Origin of the sequence: Streptococcus sp. 9.1(2021) (assembly GCF_030466425.1) — a bacterium.
Taxonomy (GTDB): Bacteria; Bacillota; Bacilli; order Lactobacillales; family Streptococcaceae; genus Streptococcus; species Streptococcus wuxiensis.
The window spans coordinates 87,994-106,150 of the sequence record NZ_JAGQFU010000001.1; the positions used below are offsets into that span (position 1 = coordinate 87,994).

Sequence of the window (18,157 nt, forward strand, 5' to 3'; positions counted from 1 at the left end):
AAACATGTCAACTACAATTATCGGTTTCCCTCGTTTGGGTGAATTCCGCGAATTAAAATTTACAACTGAAAAATACTTTAGAAAAGAAATCTCAGAAGAAGAACTCTTGGCTGCTGCGAAAGAATTGCGTGCAAAACACTGGAACATCGTTAAAGAAAAAGGCATCACTGAAATCCCATCAAATGACTTTTCTCACTATGACAACTTCCTTGATGCTGCTTTCCTTTTCAACGTAGTTCCTGCATCTGTTCAAAACTTGGACTTATCAGATCTTGAACGCTACTTTGCTTTGGGGCGTGGTTACCAAGGAGAAAAAGGGGATGTCCGTGCCCTTCCAATGAAGAAATGGTTCAACACCAACTACCACTACATCGTTCCAAAATTTGAAAAAGACACTCAAGTAAAATTGGCTGGTCACAAGATCTTTGATGAGTTCCAAGAAGCTAAAGAACTTGGCCTTAACACTCGTCCTGTGCTTGTAGGTCCATTCACGTTCCTTCAATTGTCAGACTTTGAAGAAGGTGTTAAAGCAGAAGACTTCGTAGATAGCTTTGTAGCTGCTTACCAAGAAGTTTTTGCAAAATTGGCTGAACTTGGTGCGACTCGTATCCAACTCGATGAAGCTGCTCTTGTCAAAGACTTGACAGAAGAAGAAAAAGCCCTCTTCTTGAACATCTACAACAAGCTCTTGGCTGATAAAAAAGGTCTTGAAGTCTTGCTTCAAACTTACTTCGGTGACGTTCGTGACGTCTACGCTGACCTTGTGAAATTGCCAGTAGATGCCATCGGTCTTGACTTTGTTGAAGGTAAGAAAACTCTTGAACTCGTTAAAGGTGGCTTCCCAGCTGACAAGACTCTCTATGCAGGTATTGTCAATGGTAAGAACATCTGGCGTAACAACTACGAAAAGAGCTTGGCTGTTCTTGAGCAAATCCCAGCTGAAAACATCGTTTTGACTAGCTCATGCTCACTTCTTCATGTGCCATTTACAACTGCTAACGAAGAATTTGAACCAGCTATCTTGAACCACTTTGCATTTGCAGTTGAAAAATTGGATGAAATCCGTGACTTGGATGCTATCCGCAACGGTCAAGGTGCAGAAGCTCTTGCAGCAAACAAAGAACTCTTTGCGACTGAACGTGTTGGTGAAAATGCGGAACTTCGTGCTCGTATCGCAGGATTGACAGATGCAGACTACACTCGTTTGCCAGCCTTTGCTGAACGTGAAGCTATCCAAGAAGATGCCTTCAAACTTCCAGCTCTTCCAACAACAACCATCGGTTCATTCCCTCAAACTAAGGAAGTTCGTGCGAAGCGTTTGGCCTTCCGTAAGGGTGAATTGTCACAAGAAGAATACGATGCCTTCCTTGCTGAAACCATCGACGAATGGATCAAGTGGCAAGAAGAAGTAGGATTTGACGTACTTGTACACGGTGAATTCGAGCGTAATGACATGGTTGAGTACTTCGGTCAAAACTTGTCAGGTTACCTCTTCTCTAAGAATGGTTGGGTACAATCATACGGTATGCGTGGGGTTAAACCACCAATCATCTGGGGTGATGTGACTCGTCTCAACCCAATCACTGTCAAATGGTCTAGCTACGCACAAAGCCGTACTGACAAACCTGTTAAAGGTATGTTGACTGGACCTGTTACTATCCTTAACTGGTCATTCCCACGTGAAGACATCTCTATCAAGGATTCTACTCTTCAAATCGCTCTTGCAATCAAGGATGAAGTTCTTGACCTTGAAGCTGCAGGTGTGAAAATCATCCAAATCGACGAGGCTGCTCTTCGTGAGAAATTGCCACTCCGTCGTAGCGACTGGTACGAAGACTACCTTGACTGGGCTATTCCAGCCTTCCGCTTGGTACACTCAACAGTAGCACCAGATACACAAATCCACACTCACATGTGTTACTCAGAATTTACAGATATCATCCCAGCTATCGACAACATGGATGCGGACGTTATCTCATTTGAAGCTAGCCGTTCAAATCTTGAAATCTTGGACGAACTCAAAGCTCAAAACTTCCAGACAGAAGTGGGTCCTGGAGTTTACGATATCCACTCTCCTCGTGTGCCTAACGAAGGCGAAATCGACCACACAATCGAAGCTATCCTTGCTAAAGTACCAAGCAAGAAAGTATGGATCAACCCTGACTGTGGTTTAAAAACACGTGGTATCCCAGAAACGAAAGAAAGCTTGATCCGCCTTGTAGACGCTGCGAAAGCTGCGCGTGAGAAATTGTAAGAAAAGACATTTCTCCCTACACGGTTGATCAGTAAGAAATCAACTAGAAAAGGTTCATATATATGTCACGTCAAACACCGTCCCTCTCATTTGAAGTTTTCCCTCCAAACCCAGAAGTAGGCAATGACAAAATTATTGCAGCCCTGAAAGACATGCAGGGCTTGGCACCACACTTCATCAGTGTGACTGCTAGTAATAATAAATTTAATATCAAAGAGACGACGGTTCGTTTGGCAGACTATATCCAAAATGACTTGGAGATCCCAACCATTGCTCACTTGCCAGCTATCTATTTGACTAAGGACAAGGTGGCTGAGACCATTGCGGATTTGGATAAAGTTGGTGTTCAGAAAATCTTGGCTTTGCGTGGGGATATCATTCCAGGTGTTGAGCCACAGAAGGATTTCCGTTATGCCACAGACTTGATTGAGTTTATCACTGAGCAGGCGCCACACTTTGATATTATTGGAGCTTGTTATCCAGAAGGGCACCCGGATTCGCCAAACCAAATTTCAGATATTCAAAATCTCAAGAGAAAAGTGGATGCAGGCTGTTCAAGTCTTGTCACTCAGCTATTCTTTGACAATGAGCGTTTCTACGATTTCCAAGACAAATGTACCTTGGCAGGGATTGATGTTCCCATTCATGCAGGTATCATGCCAATCCTCAATCGTAACCAAGCGCTTCGTCTTTTGAAGACTTGTGAGAATATCCATCTTCCACGTAAATTTAAGGCTATCTTGGACAAGTATGAGAATGACCCTGAGTCACTCAGAGCAGCAGGACTTGCCTATGCCGTAGACCAAATCGTGGACTTGGTAACGCAAGACGTAGCAGGCGTGCATCTCTACACGATGAACAACGCAGACACTGCTCAGTACATCCACCAAGCAACCCATGCCTTGTTCAATCACCAACCTTAAAATAATCAAAAGCAAACCATTCTTCTTTTCATAGCAGAATGGTTCCTTTTTTATAGAAAAGACCGTACTTTTTAAGAAAAATATGATAAAATAGACTCTGTACGTACTTGATACAAAGATGAGGGTATTTAGGTTTTAACGATTTTTAATAGTCGATTAATTTTTAAGCAAAATCTGAAAATTGGTGTCTATAAAAAATACGAACGAAGTGAGTGTTAAAAGATATTTCACGCTATAGTGAAATTACTTGGATTTCTAAAATCATCCACTGGATAATTTTACCTCCCGTCCGCACTGTTTCAGTGAAATATCAAAAAGATTCATAATTGAATTTTGACCTCATTTCTTAGGAAAAAAGATAAGTTTCCTAGCACTCATCGAGTGCGACGTCACCTTCCTATTTTTCTACAGAAATGTTCGGCAAGCCGAACCGTCCAAAATATCTTGATCTTTGTAGGCAAGGCGTATAATTTTATCAATCCAAAGGGGATTAAAATGACAAAACATGTGTTTCAAACGACTTTTGCGGGTCGTGAGTTGATTGTAGAGACTGGTCAGGTTGCTAAGCAAGCAAATGGCTCTGTTGTGGTGCGTTATGGCGAGTCAACTGTCTTGACTGCGGCCGTTATGTCTAAGAAGATGGCAACTGGGGATTTCTTCCCACTCCAAGTTAACTACGAAGAAAAAATGTACGCAGCTGGGAAGTTTCCTGGTGGCTTTATGAAGCGTGAAGGACGCCCTTCAACAGATGCGACTTTAACAGCACGTTTGATTGACCGTCCGATCCGTCCAATGTTTGCGGAAGGTTTCCGTAATGAAGTTCAAGTTATCAATACTGTCCTTTCTTACGATGAAAATGCATCTGCACCAATGGCAGCCATGTTTGGTTCATCATTGGCCTTGTCTATCTCAGATATTCCATTTGACGGCCCAATCGCTGGGGTACAAGTAGGTTATGTAGATGGTGAGATCATCATCAACCCAACTCAAGAACAAGCAGAGCAATCGCTTCTTGAATTGACAGTAGCTGGTACCAAGCACGCTATCAACATGGTAGAGTCTGGTGCCAAAGAATTGTCAGAAGAAATCATGTTGGAAGCTCTTCTTAAAGGACACGAAGCTGTTAAAGAATTGATTGCCTTCCAAGAAGAAATCGTTGCAGCAGTCGGTAAAGAAAAAGCAGAAGTAGAATTGCTTCATGTAGATGCTGAATTGCAAGCTGAAATCATCGCAGCCTACAACAGCGACCTTCAAAAAGCTGTCCAAGTAGAAGAAAAATTGGCGCGTGAAGCTGCAACTCAAGCAGTCAAAGACCAAGTTACAGCAGTTTACGAAGAAAAATATGCAGACCACGAAGAATTTGACCGTATCATGCGTGATGTAGCTGAAATCTTGGAACAAATGGAACACGCAGAAGTGCGCCGTTTGATCACAGAAGACAAGGTTCGTCCTGATGGTCGTAAGGTCGATGAAATCCGTCCTTTGGATGCGGTTGTTGACTTCGTTCCCCGTGTGCACGGTTCAGGTCTCTTTACTCGTGGACAAACTCAGGCTCTTTCTATCTTGACTTTGGCGCCAATGGGTGAAACGCAAATCATCGATGGTTTGGATCCAGAGTACAAGAAACGCTTTATGCACCACTATAACTTCCCACAATACTCTGTAGGGGAAACAGGTCGTTACGGTGCGCCTGGTCGTCGTGAAATTGGTCACGGTGCTCTCGGTGAGCGTGCCCTTGCTCAAGTATTGCCTAGCTTGGAAGAATTCCCATACGCTATCCGCCTAGTAGCAGAGGTCTTGGAATCAAACGGTTCTTCATCTCAAGCCTCTATCTGTGCCGGCACCCTTGCCCTTATGGCTGGTGGTGTGCCAATCAAGGCGCCAGTAGCAGGGATTGCTATGGGTCTCATCTCAGATGGTAACAACTATACAGTATTGACAGATATCCAAGGTTTGGAAGACCACTTTGGAGATATGGACTTCAAGGTTGCAGGTACTCGTGATGGTATTACAGCCCTTCAGATGGATATCAAAATCCAAGGGATTACTGCAGAAATCTTGACGGAAGCTCTTGCTCAAGCCAAGAAAGCTCGTTTTGAAATCCTTGATGTGATCGAAGCTACTATTCCAGAAGTGCGTCCAGAATTAGCGCCAACTGCACCGAAAATTGATACTATCAAGATTGATGTGGACAAGATTAAGATTGTCATCGGTAAAGGTGGAGAAACCATCGATAAGATCATCGCTGAAACAGGCGTTAAGATTGACATCGACGAAGAAGGTAACGTATCTATCTACTCTAGCGACCAAGATGCCATCAACCGTGCTAAAGAAATCATTGCTGGTTTGGTTCGTGAAGCGAAAGTGGACGAAGTCTACCATGCCAAAGTTGTTCGTATCGAGAAATTTGGTGCCTTTGTCAACCTCTTTGACAAGACAGATGCCCTCGTACACATTTCTGAAATGGCTTGGACTCGTACTAATAATGTAGAAGATTTAGTTCAAATTGGTGATTTTGTAGATGTGAAGGTTATTAAGATCGATGAAAAAGGTCGTGTAGATGCTTCTATGAAGGCACTCTTGCCACGTCCGCCAAAACCTGAACGTTCAGAAGAAAAAGGGGAAAAAGGTCATCGTCATGGCGATCGTCCTCGTCACCACCACAAGGACCACAAACCTAAGAAAGAAACTACAGAAACACCAAAAGACTCAGAATAAGAAAGGAGAAATGTATGGGATGGTGGCGTGAAACCATTGATATCGTAAAAGAAAATGATCCAGCGGCTCGCACTACCTTGGAAGTCTTGCTGACTTATCCTGGTGTCAAGGCCTTGGCTGCTCACCGTCTCTCTCATTTTCTCTGGAAACATGGCTTTAAGCTTTTAGCTCGTATGCACAGCCAGTTTTGGCGTTTTTGGACGCAGATAGAGATTCACCCTGGTGCTCAGATCGAATCAGGTGTCTTTATTGACCATGGAGCAGGACTTGTGATTGGGGAGACAGCTATCGTTGAAAAAGGTGTTCTTCTCTACCATGGGGTTACTCTTGGTGGGACAGGTAAGGATAGTGGCAAACGCCATCCGACTGTTCGTAAAGGAGCGCTCATTTCTGCTCATGCCCAAGTCATCGGACCTGTAGAAATCGGTGAAAATGCCAAAGTCGGTGCCGCTGCGGTCGTTGTGGCAGATGTTCCTAGTGATGTGACGGTTGTCGGCATTCCTGCTAAGATTGTTCGTGTTCACGGGCAAAAGGATGAACCAACCATTCACGAAGTCGAAGAAAAACGTGAATATTACGTCAATAAACTTGAGCATGCTAGAGAAGCCAGTCACAGGTCGTCTGGTTTGTAATGAGAAGTGACTCTTTAATTAGGAAGTTAGGCCGATGCTATTAGAAGAATTTGAAAATGTACCTGCTGTTATCGAGCCAACTGATCGAAGTATTCGTGGTGGCGGAGAAATCTGTGATACGATTATTTTATCTTTTAATGGAGAAATCGTTGAACGAGTAAAGCAGTTTGAAGATGTTTACGAAGGTGGCTATCTAACCAATCTAAATGGTAGATTTCCATGGTATATTTATGAAAAAGATGGGAGTAAGGTAGCAGTTGCTATAGCTACGATTGGAGCCCCGATGGTTGTTGGACTCTTAGAAGAACTCAAAGCAAGAGGATTTAAGAACTTTATTGTTTTGGGTTCTTGCGGAGTTTTAGATCAGTCTATTCAGGCAGATAAGATTATCCTACCAAGTTCAGCTCTACGTGATGAAGGTACAAGTTACCATTACGCTCCTGCAAGTGATGAGATAGCTTATGATGAAACTCTACTCCTAACCATAGAAGAAGCTTTAAACAAATCTGATATTGAGCACATTCGAACAAAGGCTTGGACCACAGATGCTTTCTATCGTGAAACAGCTGATAAGGTCAAACGTAGACTAGCAGCAGGTGCGACTGTTGTAGATATGGAAGCCTCAGCAATCATGGCTTGGGCACAATTTCGACAAGCAAAAGTTTATCAATTTTTTTATACAGCTGATTATGTTGACCATCATAATCATGAGTGGGATGCAAGATACGAAGAAAGAAAAGCAGATGCTATGACTTTCTTTGAGATAGCATTAGTAATTGCTAGAGAGTTGGATTGAAACAACTCTTTACGATAAACAAGACACAGAAAGGAGTCAGTGAGTGATTAAAATCTATGACACCATGTCTCGTGATTTGCGAGATTTTGTCCCAATTGAGGACGGCAAGGTCAAGATGTATGTCTGTGGGCCAACTGTATACAACTACATTCACGTGGGGAATGCCCGTTCGACAGTAGCCTTCGATACCATTCGTCGCTACTTTGAATACCGTGGCTATGAGGTTGCCTATATTTCTAACTTTACGGATGTGGATGATAAGATTATCAACCGTGCTAAGGAAGAAGGCGTCACACCTCAAGAAGTAGCGGATAAGTACATCGCTGCCTTTCGTGAAGACGTGACGACTCTTGGTGTTAAGCCTGCGACTCGTCATCCTCGTGTAGTCGAGTTTATGGCTGATATCATCCGCTTTGTCTCTGACTTGATTGAAAAAGGCTATGCTTATGAGAGTCAAGGGGATGTTTACTTCCGTGTGGAAAAATCCCACAACTATGCTAAGTTAGCCAATAAAACCTTAGAAGACTTGGAGTTAGGAGCTTCAGGTCGTACCGATGAAGAAACGGGTCGTAAGGAAAATCCTGTGGACTTTGCCCTTTGGAAAGCAGCCAAACCAGGTGAGATTTCTTGGGACAGCCCTTGGGGTCCTGGTCGTCCAGGCTGGCATATCGAATGTTCGGTTATGTCAACGGAGATTTTGGGTGATACTATCGATATTCACGGTGGTGGAGCTGACCTTGAGTTTCCACACCACACCAACGAAATTGCCCAGTCAGAAGCCAAGACAGGTAAGACCTTTGCTAACTACTGGATGCACAATGGTTTTGTCAATATTGACAATGTCAAAATGTCCAAGTCTTTGGGGAACTTCATTACGGTACACGATGCCCTCGAAACGATCGATGGTCAAGTATTGCGTTTCTTCTTTGCGACTCAACACTACCGCAAACCTATCAACTTTACGGAAAAGGCTGTGCGTGATGCTGAGACCAATCTCAAGTATCTGAAGAACACTTATGAGCAACCATTTACTGGAACTGTAGATGCGGGGGAATTGCAAGCTTTTAAAGATAAGTTTGTAGCTGCTATGGATGAGGATTTCAATACAGCAAATGGTATCACAGTCGTCTTTGAAATGGCCAAGTGGGTCAACTCAGGCAACTATGATGCAGCGGTTAAGGAAGCTCTTGCGGCTATGTTAGAGGTCTTTGGTATTGTTTTTGTCGAGGAAGTTTTGGATGAAGAGATTGAAGACTTGATCCAAAAACGTCAAGAAGCGCGTGCCAATCGTGATTTTGCGACAGCTGACCAAATCCGTGACCAATTGGCTGCTCAAGGGATTAAGCTACTGGATACCAAGGATGGAGTGAGGTGGACACGTGATTGATGTCAATCTCATTAACGGGATTGCTCTAGCCTTTGAAGGAGATGCGGTGTATTCAATGTATATTCGCCGTCACCTCATCCTAAAAGGTATGACCAAGCCCAATAAACTCCACCAAGAGGCAACCAAGTATGTATCAGCCAAGGCTCAGGCACGCTTGATTTCCCTTATGTTAGAAGAAGAAGTCCTAACGGAAAAAGAAGAAGAAATCTATAAACGGGGCCGTAACACCAATAGCCATACCAAGGCAAAGAACGCAGATGTAGTGACCTACCGTATGTCTACAGGTTTTGAAGCGGTCATGGGTTATCTTCATATGACCGAAAATGTGGAGCGCCTAGAAACCTTAATTTCTTGGTGTATCCAAAAAGTGGAGGGCTAGGAATGATTGCAAAAGAATTACTAGATTGGTTTCCACAAGCTCAAATCGTAGATCAGCCAATTGATAAGGAAGGTTTTCTTACGCTACCAGTTTCCTCGCAACAGTGGATTTTACTGGAGGAAGTTGGACTAAGCGAACGTGAGAAACAGTTGGTAGCTCTCTTAACCCAGCAGGAGCAAACGATCTCGCTCAATCCTTGGTATAGTTATTTGATTGAGGGCAAGGGACAAGCACCGCAAAGTTTTAAAAAGCTACAAGTTGTCTATTGTCACCTTTCTTATTACCAACAGGAAAACCTAACTTCTTGGTTGGATATGATGAGAACTCTCTTTCCTAATTGCGAGACAGTGCTTCAGGTGGGAGCTCAGGATTACCTTTTTGTTCTCCAACAGGACAAATACACTTCTGTTCGGTCTATCTTAACAGATACCTTGGAAGCAGTAGAGTATGACTTTGGGGTTCGCTTATCCATCATGCTGGGGCAGGTCTGGTCGCAAACAGGAAATCAGAGTTTGACAGATCTCATCAAAGCAGAACGTGACTTGTTTAAAAACTGGTGGCGTCAAGGTCATCAAGGATTCCATACTTTTTCTCAGCTCTACCTTTGGAGTATGGGGGAAAAAATGGTGGATCTCGAAATGATAAAAGATTATCTACACCAGATGATTTTGGATCAGGATCAAATTCAGGAAATCATTCTCTCCTTATGGGAAAATAGTGCAGTCCTAACTAAAACAGCACAACAACTGTATTTGCACCGCAATTCTCTCCAATACAAGATTGATAAATGGGAAGAATTGACAGGGCTTCAGTTGAAAGAATTGACAGATTTGACCTTGTGTTATCAGTTGATTTTACCAGATATTATTTAAAGTTTTGTGCAAGTTGCACAGAACTTTTTTATTTTTTTGGTCACCTTGCCATAGAAATGTAAAGCGTTTTCATTTATAATAAAACTATCAAATTTAAAGGAGTTCACCGAAATGGTAGAATTAAATCTTAAAAACATTTACAAAAAATATCCAAACAGCGAACACTATTCAGTTGAAGACTTCAACTTGGACATCAAAGACAAAGAATTTATCGTTTTCGTAGGACCTTCAGGATGTGGTAAATCAACTACTCTCCGTATGATTGCAGGTCTTGAAGACATCACAGAAGGTACTGCATCTATCGATGGCGTTGTTGTCAATGACGTAGCTCCAAAAGACCGTGACATCGCCATGGTATTCCAAAACTACGCTCTTTACCCACACATGACTGTATACGATAACATGGCTTTCGGTTTGAAATTGCGTAAATACAGCAAAGAAGACATCGACAAACGTGTACAAGAAGCAGCAGAAATTCTTGGATTGAAAGAATTCTTGGATCGTAAACCAGCTGACCTTTCAGGTGGTCAACGTCAACGTGTTGCCATGGGTCGTGCGATCGTCCGTGATGCAAAAGTATTCTTGATGGACGAACCTTTGTCAAACTTGGATGCAAAACTTCGTGTATCTATGCGTGCTGAAATCGCTAAAATCCACCGTCGTATCGGAGCTACAACTATCTACGTAACTCACGACCAAACAGAAGCGATGACACTTGCAGACCGTATCGTTATCATGTCAGCTACTAAAAACCCTGCTGGTACTGGTACTATCGGACGTGTTGAACAAATCGGTACTCCTCAAGAAGTTTACAAAAACCCAGTTAACAAATTCGTAGCAGGATTCATCGGAAGCCCAGCTATGAACTTCATCAATGTTAAATTGATCGGTGACCACATCGTTGGTGACGCCTTTAACTTGAAAGTTCCAGAAGGTGCTTTGAAAGTTCTTCGCGATAAAGGTTACGAAGGTAAAGAATTGATCTTCGGTATCCGTCCAGAAGACGTGAACGCAGAACCTGCTTTCCTTGAAACATTCCCAGAATCAGTTGTGAAAGCAACTATCTCTGTATCAGAATTGCTTGGTTCAGAATCTCACCTATACTGCCAAGTTGGTAAAGATGAATTCGTTGCTAAGGTTGACGCACGTGACTACTTGCAAGCAGGTGCAACAGTTGAACTTGGATTTGATTTGAACAAAGCTCACTTCTTTGACGTAGAAACTGAAAAGACAGTTTACTAAGATAGATTTGAATAAAACAACACTACTAGAGTTTTTCTAGTAGTGTTTTTTTATAAAGTTCAGAAACTCGAATAGAAGGAGACTTTACTAGTTTTCTTATTGACTAAAAAGTGTTAAAATGGTAGGAAGAACTGGAGAGTATGCATGCCAAAAGAAGTAATTTATTCTGGCGATGAAGTCGTCGCTTTAACGCAAAAATATTTATCGAAAGAAGATGTGGCTTTTGTCCATAAGGCCTTGGTTTATGCTGTAGAGTGCCACAGTGGCCAATATCGTAAATCAGGCGAGCCTTACATTATCCACCCTATCCAGGTAGCAGGTATCTTGGCTAAGCTCAAGCTGGACGCTGTCACAGTGGCTTGTGGTTTTTTGCATGACGTGGTAGAAGACACAGATGCTACTTTGGATGATTTAGAGCGCGAGTTTGGTCATGATGTTCGAGTGATTGTAGACGGTGTTACCAAGCTTGGTAAGGTCGAATACAAGTCTATCGAAGAGCAGTTGGCTGAGAACCACCGCAAGATGCTTATGGCCATGTCAGAGGATATTCGCGTTATCTTGGTAAAACTCTCTGACCGCCTGCACAATATGCGTACCCTTACGCATCTTCGTAAGGACAAGCAAGAGCGTATTTCCCGAGAAACCATGGAAATCTATGCACCACTTGCTCACCGTCTGGGGATTTCAAGTGTTAAGTGGGAACTAGAGGATCTTTCCTTCCGTTACCTCAATCCGACAGAATTTTACAAGATAACTCATATGATGAAGGAGAAGCGTCAAGAACGTGAAGCCTTGGTCGATGAAGTTGTGACAAAACTTGAGGAGTATTCATCTGAGCGCAATCTTACAGGAAAAATCTATGGTCGTCCTAAGCATATCTACTCTATTTACCGTAAAATGCAGGACAAGAAAAAACGATTTGAGGAAATCTATGACCTGATTGCCATTCGCTGTATTTTAGACACTCAAAGCGATGTCTATGCCATGTTGGGTTACGTTCATGAGCTATGGAAACCAATGCCAGGCCGTTTCAAGGATTATATTGCCAATCGTAAGGCCAATGGTTACCAGTCTATCCATACCACTGTTTATGGACCAAAAGGACCGATCGAGTTCCAGATTCGTACCAAGGAAATGCACGAGGTTGCTGAGTACGGGGTTGCGGCTCACTGGGCCTACAAAAAAGGAATGAAAGGCCAAGTTAATAGTAAAGAATCTGCCATTGGGATGAACTGGATCAAGGAGATGATGGAGCTCCAAGACCAGGCGGATGATGCCAAGGAATTTGTAGATACGGTCAAAGAAAACTATCTTGCTGAGGAGATTTATGTCTTTACTCCAGATGGGGCGGTTCGTTCTCTTCCAAAGGATTCTGGACCGATTGACTTTGCCTATGAGATTCATACCAAGATCGGGGAAAAAGCGACTGGTGCCAAGGTCAATGGTCGTATGGTTCCTTTGACAACCAAGCTGAAAACAGGGGACCAGGTTGAAATCATCACCAATCCAAACTCATTTGGACCAAGCCGTGACTGGCTCAATATGGTTAAGACCAGCAAGGCCCGTAACAAAATTCGTCAATTCTTTAAAAACCAAGACAAAGAATTGTCCATCAATAAAGGCCGTGAAATGCTGATTAGTCAGCTCCAAGAAAACGGCTATGTGGCCAATAAATTTATGGACAAGCGCCACATGGATGAAGTCCTTCAAAAAACCAGCTACAAGACAGAAGAAGCCCTTTTTGCAGCCATTGGTTTTGGAGAAATCGGAGCCATTACCGTCTTCAACCGTTTGACGGAAAAAGAACGTCGTGAAGAAGAGCGTGCCAAGGCTAAGGCAGAAGCAGAAGAACTGGTCAAGGGGGGCGAAGTCAAAGTAGAGAACAAGGACACGCTTAAGGTGAAGCATGAGGGTGGAGTTGTCATCCAAGGTGCTTCTGGACTCTTGGTCCGGATTGCCAAATGTTGTAACCCTGTTCCAGGTGATGATATCGTTGGTTATATTACCAAGGGTCGCGGAGTTGCCATCCACCGTGTGGACTGTATGAACCTTCGTTCGCAGGAAAATTACGAGCAACGTCTGCTAGATGTTGAATGGGAAGACCAATTCTCAACCAAGGAATATATGGCTCATATCGATATCTATGGACTCAACCGTTCTGGCCTTTTGAATGATATCTTGCAAGTCCTATCAAACACAACTAAGAATATCTCTTCGGTTAATGCCCAACCGACCAAGGATATGAAATTTGCTAATATCCATGTATCCTTTGGAATTTCTAACCTTTCAATGTTGACAACGGTGGTTGATAAGATTAAGAGTGTACCAGAAGTCTACTCAGTCAAACGGACCAATGGTTAAGTATGATCGATACAGTCAGAAAGGATTTCTATGAAAATCATCGTTCAGCGAGTCAAGCAAGCTCAGGTTTCTATTGAGGGGCAGATTCATGGTCAAATCAAACAAGGACTCTTGCTCTTAGTGGGTGTTGGACCTGAGGATCGGCAAGAGGATTTGGAGTATGCAGTCAGAAAACTGGTCAATATGCGGATTTTCTCAGATGCTGAGGGCAAGATGAACCTATCTGTTAAGGATATCCAAGGAGAAATCCTCTCCATCTCTCAATTTACTCTTTTTGCAGATACCAAAAAAGGCAATCGTCCAGCCTTTACAGGCGCCGCTAAACCTGATATGGCTGAAGCTTTTTACCGAGACTTAAATCGAGAACTAGCCAAAGAGGTTCCTGTTGAAACAGGTGTCTTTGGAGCAGATATGCAGGTAGAACTGGTCAATGATGGGCCGGTAACTATCGTCCTTGATACAAAAAATAGATAAGAAAAACCAAGCTTGTTAGCTTGGTTTTTTTGTGACGTATTTAGTTCATCTTTTCAACATAGAGCTGTTTGGCGATTTCTAGACTTACCAAGAGTTCTTCATTGTTGTGAAATAAAGTAAAGGTATTAGAGAAATCATCAAACTGTTGAACTTGGAGTTTGTCTCCGATATTGATGGCATGTTTTTCCAGATATTTTAGGAGATCAAAACTATCGTGAACCCGAGTCAGGAGATAGGTTCCAGCTTCTTTGGTTTCTGATAGTGGTAGGTTGTTGATTTCAACCAAAAGCTCTCCTTTAGCAGGAATGGTACCACCGTGAGGGCAAGTTTTTGGGAAACCTAGCATACTTTCTAATCTCTCTACAAAAAAGTCTGAAACGGTATGTTCTAATACTTCAGCTTCCTCATGAATTTGGTCACTAGTATAGTCTAGATGGTGGACCAGAAAAACCTCAATCAGACGATGTTTACGATAAAGTTCTGATACAAGTGTTAGCCCAATATCGGTTAGCAAGTATCCTTTCTTCTTATCTTTTAAGATGAGATTTTCAGACTGCATGCGTTTAATCATTTCAGTTACAGCTGGAGGAGATACCTGCATTCGAGCAGCAATTTCCTTATTGGTAATCTTAGGAACATCCATGCCAATCTCATAAATACATTTTAAGTAGTCTTCTTTATTTGGTGTCATTCGCATTTCCTTGTTTATTATCTTCATCTAGTATACCAAAAAAGAGGCTGGGACAAAAGTCTTAGCCTCTCAATTATCTTTGGATTGTCGAGCAAAACGCAGTGGTTGAGTGGACTCTACTACGCTGATTTCATCAGCTTTTACAGCCCTACTCAACTGTGCGGAGGTGGGACAACGAAATCGAATTCTAACGAATTACCGATTTCTGTCCCACTCTCTATTGATACAAGAGCTTGACTTAGTTGAGTTCTTTTGCAGCTGCAATAGCGGCTTCAAAGTCTGGTTCGCTGTTGATATTGTCTACGTATTCAACGTAGCGGATGGTATTATCGGTATCGAGAACAAAAACTGCGCGTGCAAGCAGATGCCATTCATTGATTAAGAGGGCGTAATCTCGTCCAAAGGAGTGGTCGAAGTAGTCTGAAAGCATGATGGCGTTCTCAATTCCTTCAGCCCCACACCAGCGTTTTTGAGCAAAGGGGAGGTCCATAGATACCGTTAGGACAACAGTGTTGTCTAAGCTAGCCAATTCTTGGTTAAAGCGACGAGTCTGAAGCGAGCAGATGCCTGTATCGATAGAAGGGATGACACTCAAAATCTTTTTCTTGCCTTCAAAGTCAGCCAGTGTTTTTTTAGAGAGGTCAGTCGTTGTGAGAGAGAAATCAAGTGCTTTGTCTCCTACTTGTAGTTGTTTTCCTGTAAACGTAACAGGGTTTCCGAGGAATGTAGTCATAAGCTACTCCAATCTTTTTTCTTTCATTTTACATTAAACGTTCAGACTTTTCCAATAGTTTGACCGAAAATTGATTAGACAAAAAACGCCAATACAAGGAGAATGACGTTTTTTAAATGTTTATTTTGCCAATCCTTCAGCAATCTTTTCAAGGTTGTATTTCATCATGTTGTAGTAGCTGTCGCCTTCTTTACCTTCTTCAGCGATTGAGTCCGTAAAGATTTGAGCATAGATTGGGATGTTTGTGTCTTGTGAAACAGTCTTCATTGGACGATCATCGACACTGGATTCAACAAATAGTGATGGAACTTTCATTTGGCGAAGTTTTTCAACCAAAGTCTTGATTTGGTCAGGTGTTCCTTCTTCTTCAGTATTGATTTCCCAGATGTAAGCACTTGGGACACCGTAAGCTTTAGAGAAGTATTTGAAGCATCCTTCGCTGGTTACGATGAGTTTCTTGTCCGCATCAATAGCGTTAAATTTCTCTTTGGCTTCCTTGTCAAGCTTGTCTAGTTTTTCAGTGTATTCTTTGAGATTCTTTTCGTAGAATTCCTTGTTGCTAGGGTCTTTGGCGATGAGTTGCTTAGCAATATTTTGAGCATAGATGATCCCATTTTCAAGATTGAGCCAAGCGTGTGGGTCTTCTTTCCCTTTTTCATTTTCCCCTTCTAGGTAGATGACATCAACGCCTTCACTAACTGCAAAGTAGTCTTTGTTTTCAGTTTTCTTAGCATTCTCAACTAATTTTGTAAACCAGGCATTTCCACCTGTTTCAAGGTTGATACCATTGTAGAAAATTAAGTCGGCTTGCGAAGTTTTCTTGACGTCTTCTGGTAGTGGCTCGTACTCGTGTGGATCTTGTCCTACAGGCACGATACTATGAAGATCAATCTTGTCTCCTGCGATATTTTTAGTAATATCAGCGATGATAGAGTTAGTTGCTACAACCTTTAGTTTTTGGTTTGTAGATGCTGTGTCTTTTTTTCCGCTAGCACAGGCAGCTAATCCAATGATAGCAAGAAAAAGAACAAGCAATGTACCTAATTTTTTCATTATATTCCTCCAGAGGGGCTCCCTCATTATTGTTTGATTTTTTTATTTTTCAGCTTCAGATAACGTTGTTTTGGTGCGATAAAGAAACTGATGAGAAAGAAACTTGCAGATGTCAGCACGATACTTGAACCTGCAGCCAGGTTAAAGCTATAACCGATAAAAAGTCCCAAGACAGAAGCTAGAGCTCCCAAGCCTGATGAAAGAAAAATCATGGTCTTTAGACTATTGGCGTAAAGATAAGCTGTCGCGGCTGGAGTAATCAGCATGGCTACGATAAGGATGGTTCCGACACTTTGCATAGCAGTCACTGACACCAAAGTCAAGAGTATCATGAGTAGATAGTGGTAGAAATTAACTGGCATGCCCATAGCTTTGGCTAGGAGTTCATCAAAGGATGTAATCAAGAGTTGCTTGAAGAAAATCCCGATAATCAATAGAATGAGAGCTCCCATACCGATGGTAATATACATGTCTATGTCTTGCACAGCTAAGATATTCCCAAAGAGAATATGGAAGAGGTCAGTCGAGCTTTTAGCCACACTAATCAAGATAATGCCCAGAGCCAATAAAGATGAAAAGGTAATCCCAATGGCAGTGTCACTCTTGATAATAGAGTTCCCCTTGATGTAGGTGATGATGACAGAGGCAAGCAGTCCAAAGATGATAGCACCAATAAAGAAGTCAATTCCTAAAATAAAAGAAAGAGCTACACCAGGTAAGACAGCGTGCGAGATAGCATCTCCCATAAGGGACATACCACGGAGAATGATAAAGCATCCGACCGCTCCAGCAACAATACCAATCACAACAGCTGTAATCAAGGCATTTTGGAGAAAGTGGAAGTTCTGCAATCCATCTATAAATTCTGCAATCATAGGTCACCTCCATTGAAAAAGAGTCGGTCACCATAAGCTTGTTTGAGATTGGCTTGGGTGAAGGTCTCCTTTGTTGGACCAAAGGCAATTAGCTCCTTGTTGAGAAGGAGTACCTGGTCAAAATAATGGGCAACCTTGCCGAGGTCATGGTGAACGATAAGGACAGTCTTGCCAGCTTTTTTAAGTTCTCTCAGCGTGTTCATGATGATCTCTTCACTGACAGAGTCAATCCCCACAAAGGGCTCGTCTAAGAGAATATAATCAGCCTCTTGAACTAGACAACGGGCAATCAAGACACGCTGGAATTGGCCACCAGAGAGTTGACTAATCTGACGATCTGCGTAGTCAGAAAGTCCAACAATTTCTAGTGCTTCAGCCACCTTTTGCCAGTGGTTTGCTTTTAAAGTGTGAAAGAGTGGAATGGATGGATAGAGTCCCAGAGAGACACATTCTTTTACCTTGATAGGGAAGTTGTAGTCGATATGAATTTTTTGCTCGACATAGGCAACTTTCTTAAGAGATTTTTTCATTTCTTTATCTTCGATAAAAGCATGTCCTTCATGTGGGATAATGCCCAGCATACCTTTTAATAATGTTGATTTCCCGGCGCCGTTTGGACCAATAATTCCGGTAATCGTTGGTCCTTGGAGCACTAGTGAAATATCCTTAAGTGCCAACGTTTCTTTGTAGGAGACACTGAGGTTTTCGATACGTATCATACAGTTGTATTCCTCCTGGATTTTAATATACCTTAATTTTATTTTTAA

The 18,157-nt window shown here is 42.4% G+C and carries 16 protein-coding genes; 11 read left to right on the forward strand and 5 right to left on the reverse strand.

Annotated features, from left to right (window positions below; all coding sequences use genetic code 11):
• Positions 1-4: 4 nt before the first annotated feature.
• The 11 genes from metE to dtd all read left to right on the forward strand — a co-directional run bounded on the left by metE (position 5) and on the right by dtd (position 14,038).
• Complete coding sequence (gene metE, locus KBU52_RS00485; RefSeq protein WP_254723959.1) at positions 5-2,254, forward strand: 5-methyltetrahydropteroyltriglutamate--homocysteine S-methyltransferase; 2,250 nt, start codon at positions 5-7, stop codon at positions 2,252-2,254.
• Positions 2,255-2,316: 62 nt separating this feature from the next.
• On the forward strand, positions 2,317-3,177 hold the full coding sequence (gene metF / locus KBU52_RS00490; protein WP_247912957.1) for a methylenetetrahydrofolate reductase [NAD(P)H]: 861 nt from the start codon (positions 2,317-2,319) through the stop codon (positions 3,175-3,177).
• A gap of 495 nt (positions 3,178-3,672) precedes the next feature.
• On the forward strand, positions 3,673-5,895 hold the full coding sequence (pnp, locus tag KBU52_RS00495; RefSeq protein WP_254723960.1) for a polyribonucleotide nucleotidyltransferase: 2,223 nt from the start codon (positions 3,673-3,675) through the stop codon (positions 5,893-5,895).
• 14 nt (positions 5,896-5,909) lie between these two features.
• Entirely contained in the window at positions 5,910-6,527 is a 618-nt protein-coding gene (gene cysE, locus KBU52_RS00500) for a serine O-acetyltransferase (protein WP_004251281.1), read from the forward strand.
• Positions 6,528-6,561: 34 nt separating this feature from the next.
• Positions 6,562-7,323: a nucleoside phosphorylase gene (locus KBU52_RS00505; RefSeq protein WP_254723961.1), complete on the forward strand. Its 762-nt coding sequence runs from the start codon at positions 6,562-6,564 to the stop codon at positions 7,321-7,323.
• 43 nt (positions 7,324-7,366) lie between these two features.
• A complete protein-coding gene (cysS, locus tag KBU52_RS00510; RefSeq protein ID WP_254723962.1) occupies positions 7,367-8,710 on the forward strand; it encodes a cysteine--tRNA ligase in 1,344 nt (447 codons plus the stop codon).
• Entirely contained in the window at positions 8,703-9,089 is a 387-nt protein-coding gene (locus KBU52_RS00515; RefSeq protein WP_004251273.1) for a Mini-ribonuclease 3, read from the forward strand. Before cysS ends, KBU52_RS00515 begins: the two co-directional genes overlap by 8 nt.
• 2 nt (positions 9,090-9,091) lie before the next feature.
• Complete coding sequence (locus KBU52_RS00520; RefSeq protein WP_254723963.1) at positions 9,092-9,961, forward strand: helix-turn-helix domain-containing protein; 870 nt, start codon at positions 9,092-9,094, stop codon at positions 9,959-9,961.
• 111 nt (positions 9,962-10,072) lie between these two features.
• The gene (locus tag KBU52_RS00525; RefSeq protein ID WP_004251267.1) at positions 10,073-11,203 is read left to right on the forward strand and encodes an ABC transporter ATP-binding protein; all 1,131 of its coding nucleotides are present in this window, start codon (positions 10,073-10,075) and stop codon (positions 11,201-11,203) included.
• A 144-nt stretch (positions 11,204-11,347) separates the two neighbouring features.
• A complete protein-coding gene (locus KBU52_RS00530; RefSeq protein ID WP_004251252.1) occupies positions 11,348-13,564 on the forward strand; it encodes a bifunctional (p)ppGpp synthetase/guanosine-3',5'-bis(diphosphate) 3'-pyrophosphohydrolase in 2,217 nt (738 codons plus the stop codon).
• Between the two features lie 30 nt (positions 13,565-13,594).
• Complete coding sequence (gene dtd, locus KBU52_RS00535; RefSeq protein WP_254723964.1) at positions 13,595-14,038, forward strand: D-aminoacyl-tRNA deacylase; 444 nt, start codon at positions 13,595-13,597, stop codon at positions 14,036-14,038.
• Positions 14,039-14,078: 40 nt separating this feature from the next.
• On the opposite strand, the gene KBU52_RS00540 is transcribed toward dtd, so the two are convergent.
• The 5 genes from KBU52_RS00540 to KBU52_RS00560 all read right to left on the reverse strand — a co-directional run bounded on the left by KBU52_RS00540 (position 14,079) and on the right by KBU52_RS00560 (position 18,109).
• Positions 14,079-14,729, reverse strand: a complete 651-nt coding sequence (locus KBU52_RS00540) for a metal-dependent transcriptional regulator (protein ID WP_254723965.1) — start codon at positions 14,727-14,729, stop codon at positions 14,079-14,081.
• Between the two features lie 238 nt (positions 14,730-14,967).
• A complete protein-coding gene (tpx, locus tag KBU52_RS00545; RefSeq protein ID WP_000206542.1) occupies positions 14,968-15,462 on the reverse strand; it encodes a thiol peroxidase in 495 nt (164 codons plus the stop codon).
• 120 nt (positions 15,463-15,582) lie between these two features.
• On the reverse strand, positions 15,583-16,515 hold the full coding sequence (locus KBU52_RS00550; RefSeq protein WP_036754875.1) for a metal ABC transporter substrate-binding protein: 933 nt from the start codon (positions 16,513-16,515) through the stop codon (positions 15,583-15,585).
• A gap of 26 nt (positions 16,516-16,541) precedes the next feature.
• Complete coding sequence (locus KBU52_RS00555; RefSeq protein WP_004251242.1) at positions 16,542-17,390, reverse strand: metal ABC transporter permease; 849 nt, start codon at positions 17,388-17,390, stop codon at positions 16,542-16,544.
• Complete coding sequence (locus KBU52_RS00560) at positions 17,387-18,109, reverse strand: metal ABC transporter ATP-binding protein (RefSeq protein ID WP_254723966.1); 723 nt, start codon at positions 18,107-18,109, stop codon at positions 17,387-17,389. Before KBU52_RS00560 ends, KBU52_RS00555 begins: the two co-directional genes overlap by 4 nt.
• Between the last annotated feature and the right edge of the window lie 48 nt (positions 18,110-18,157).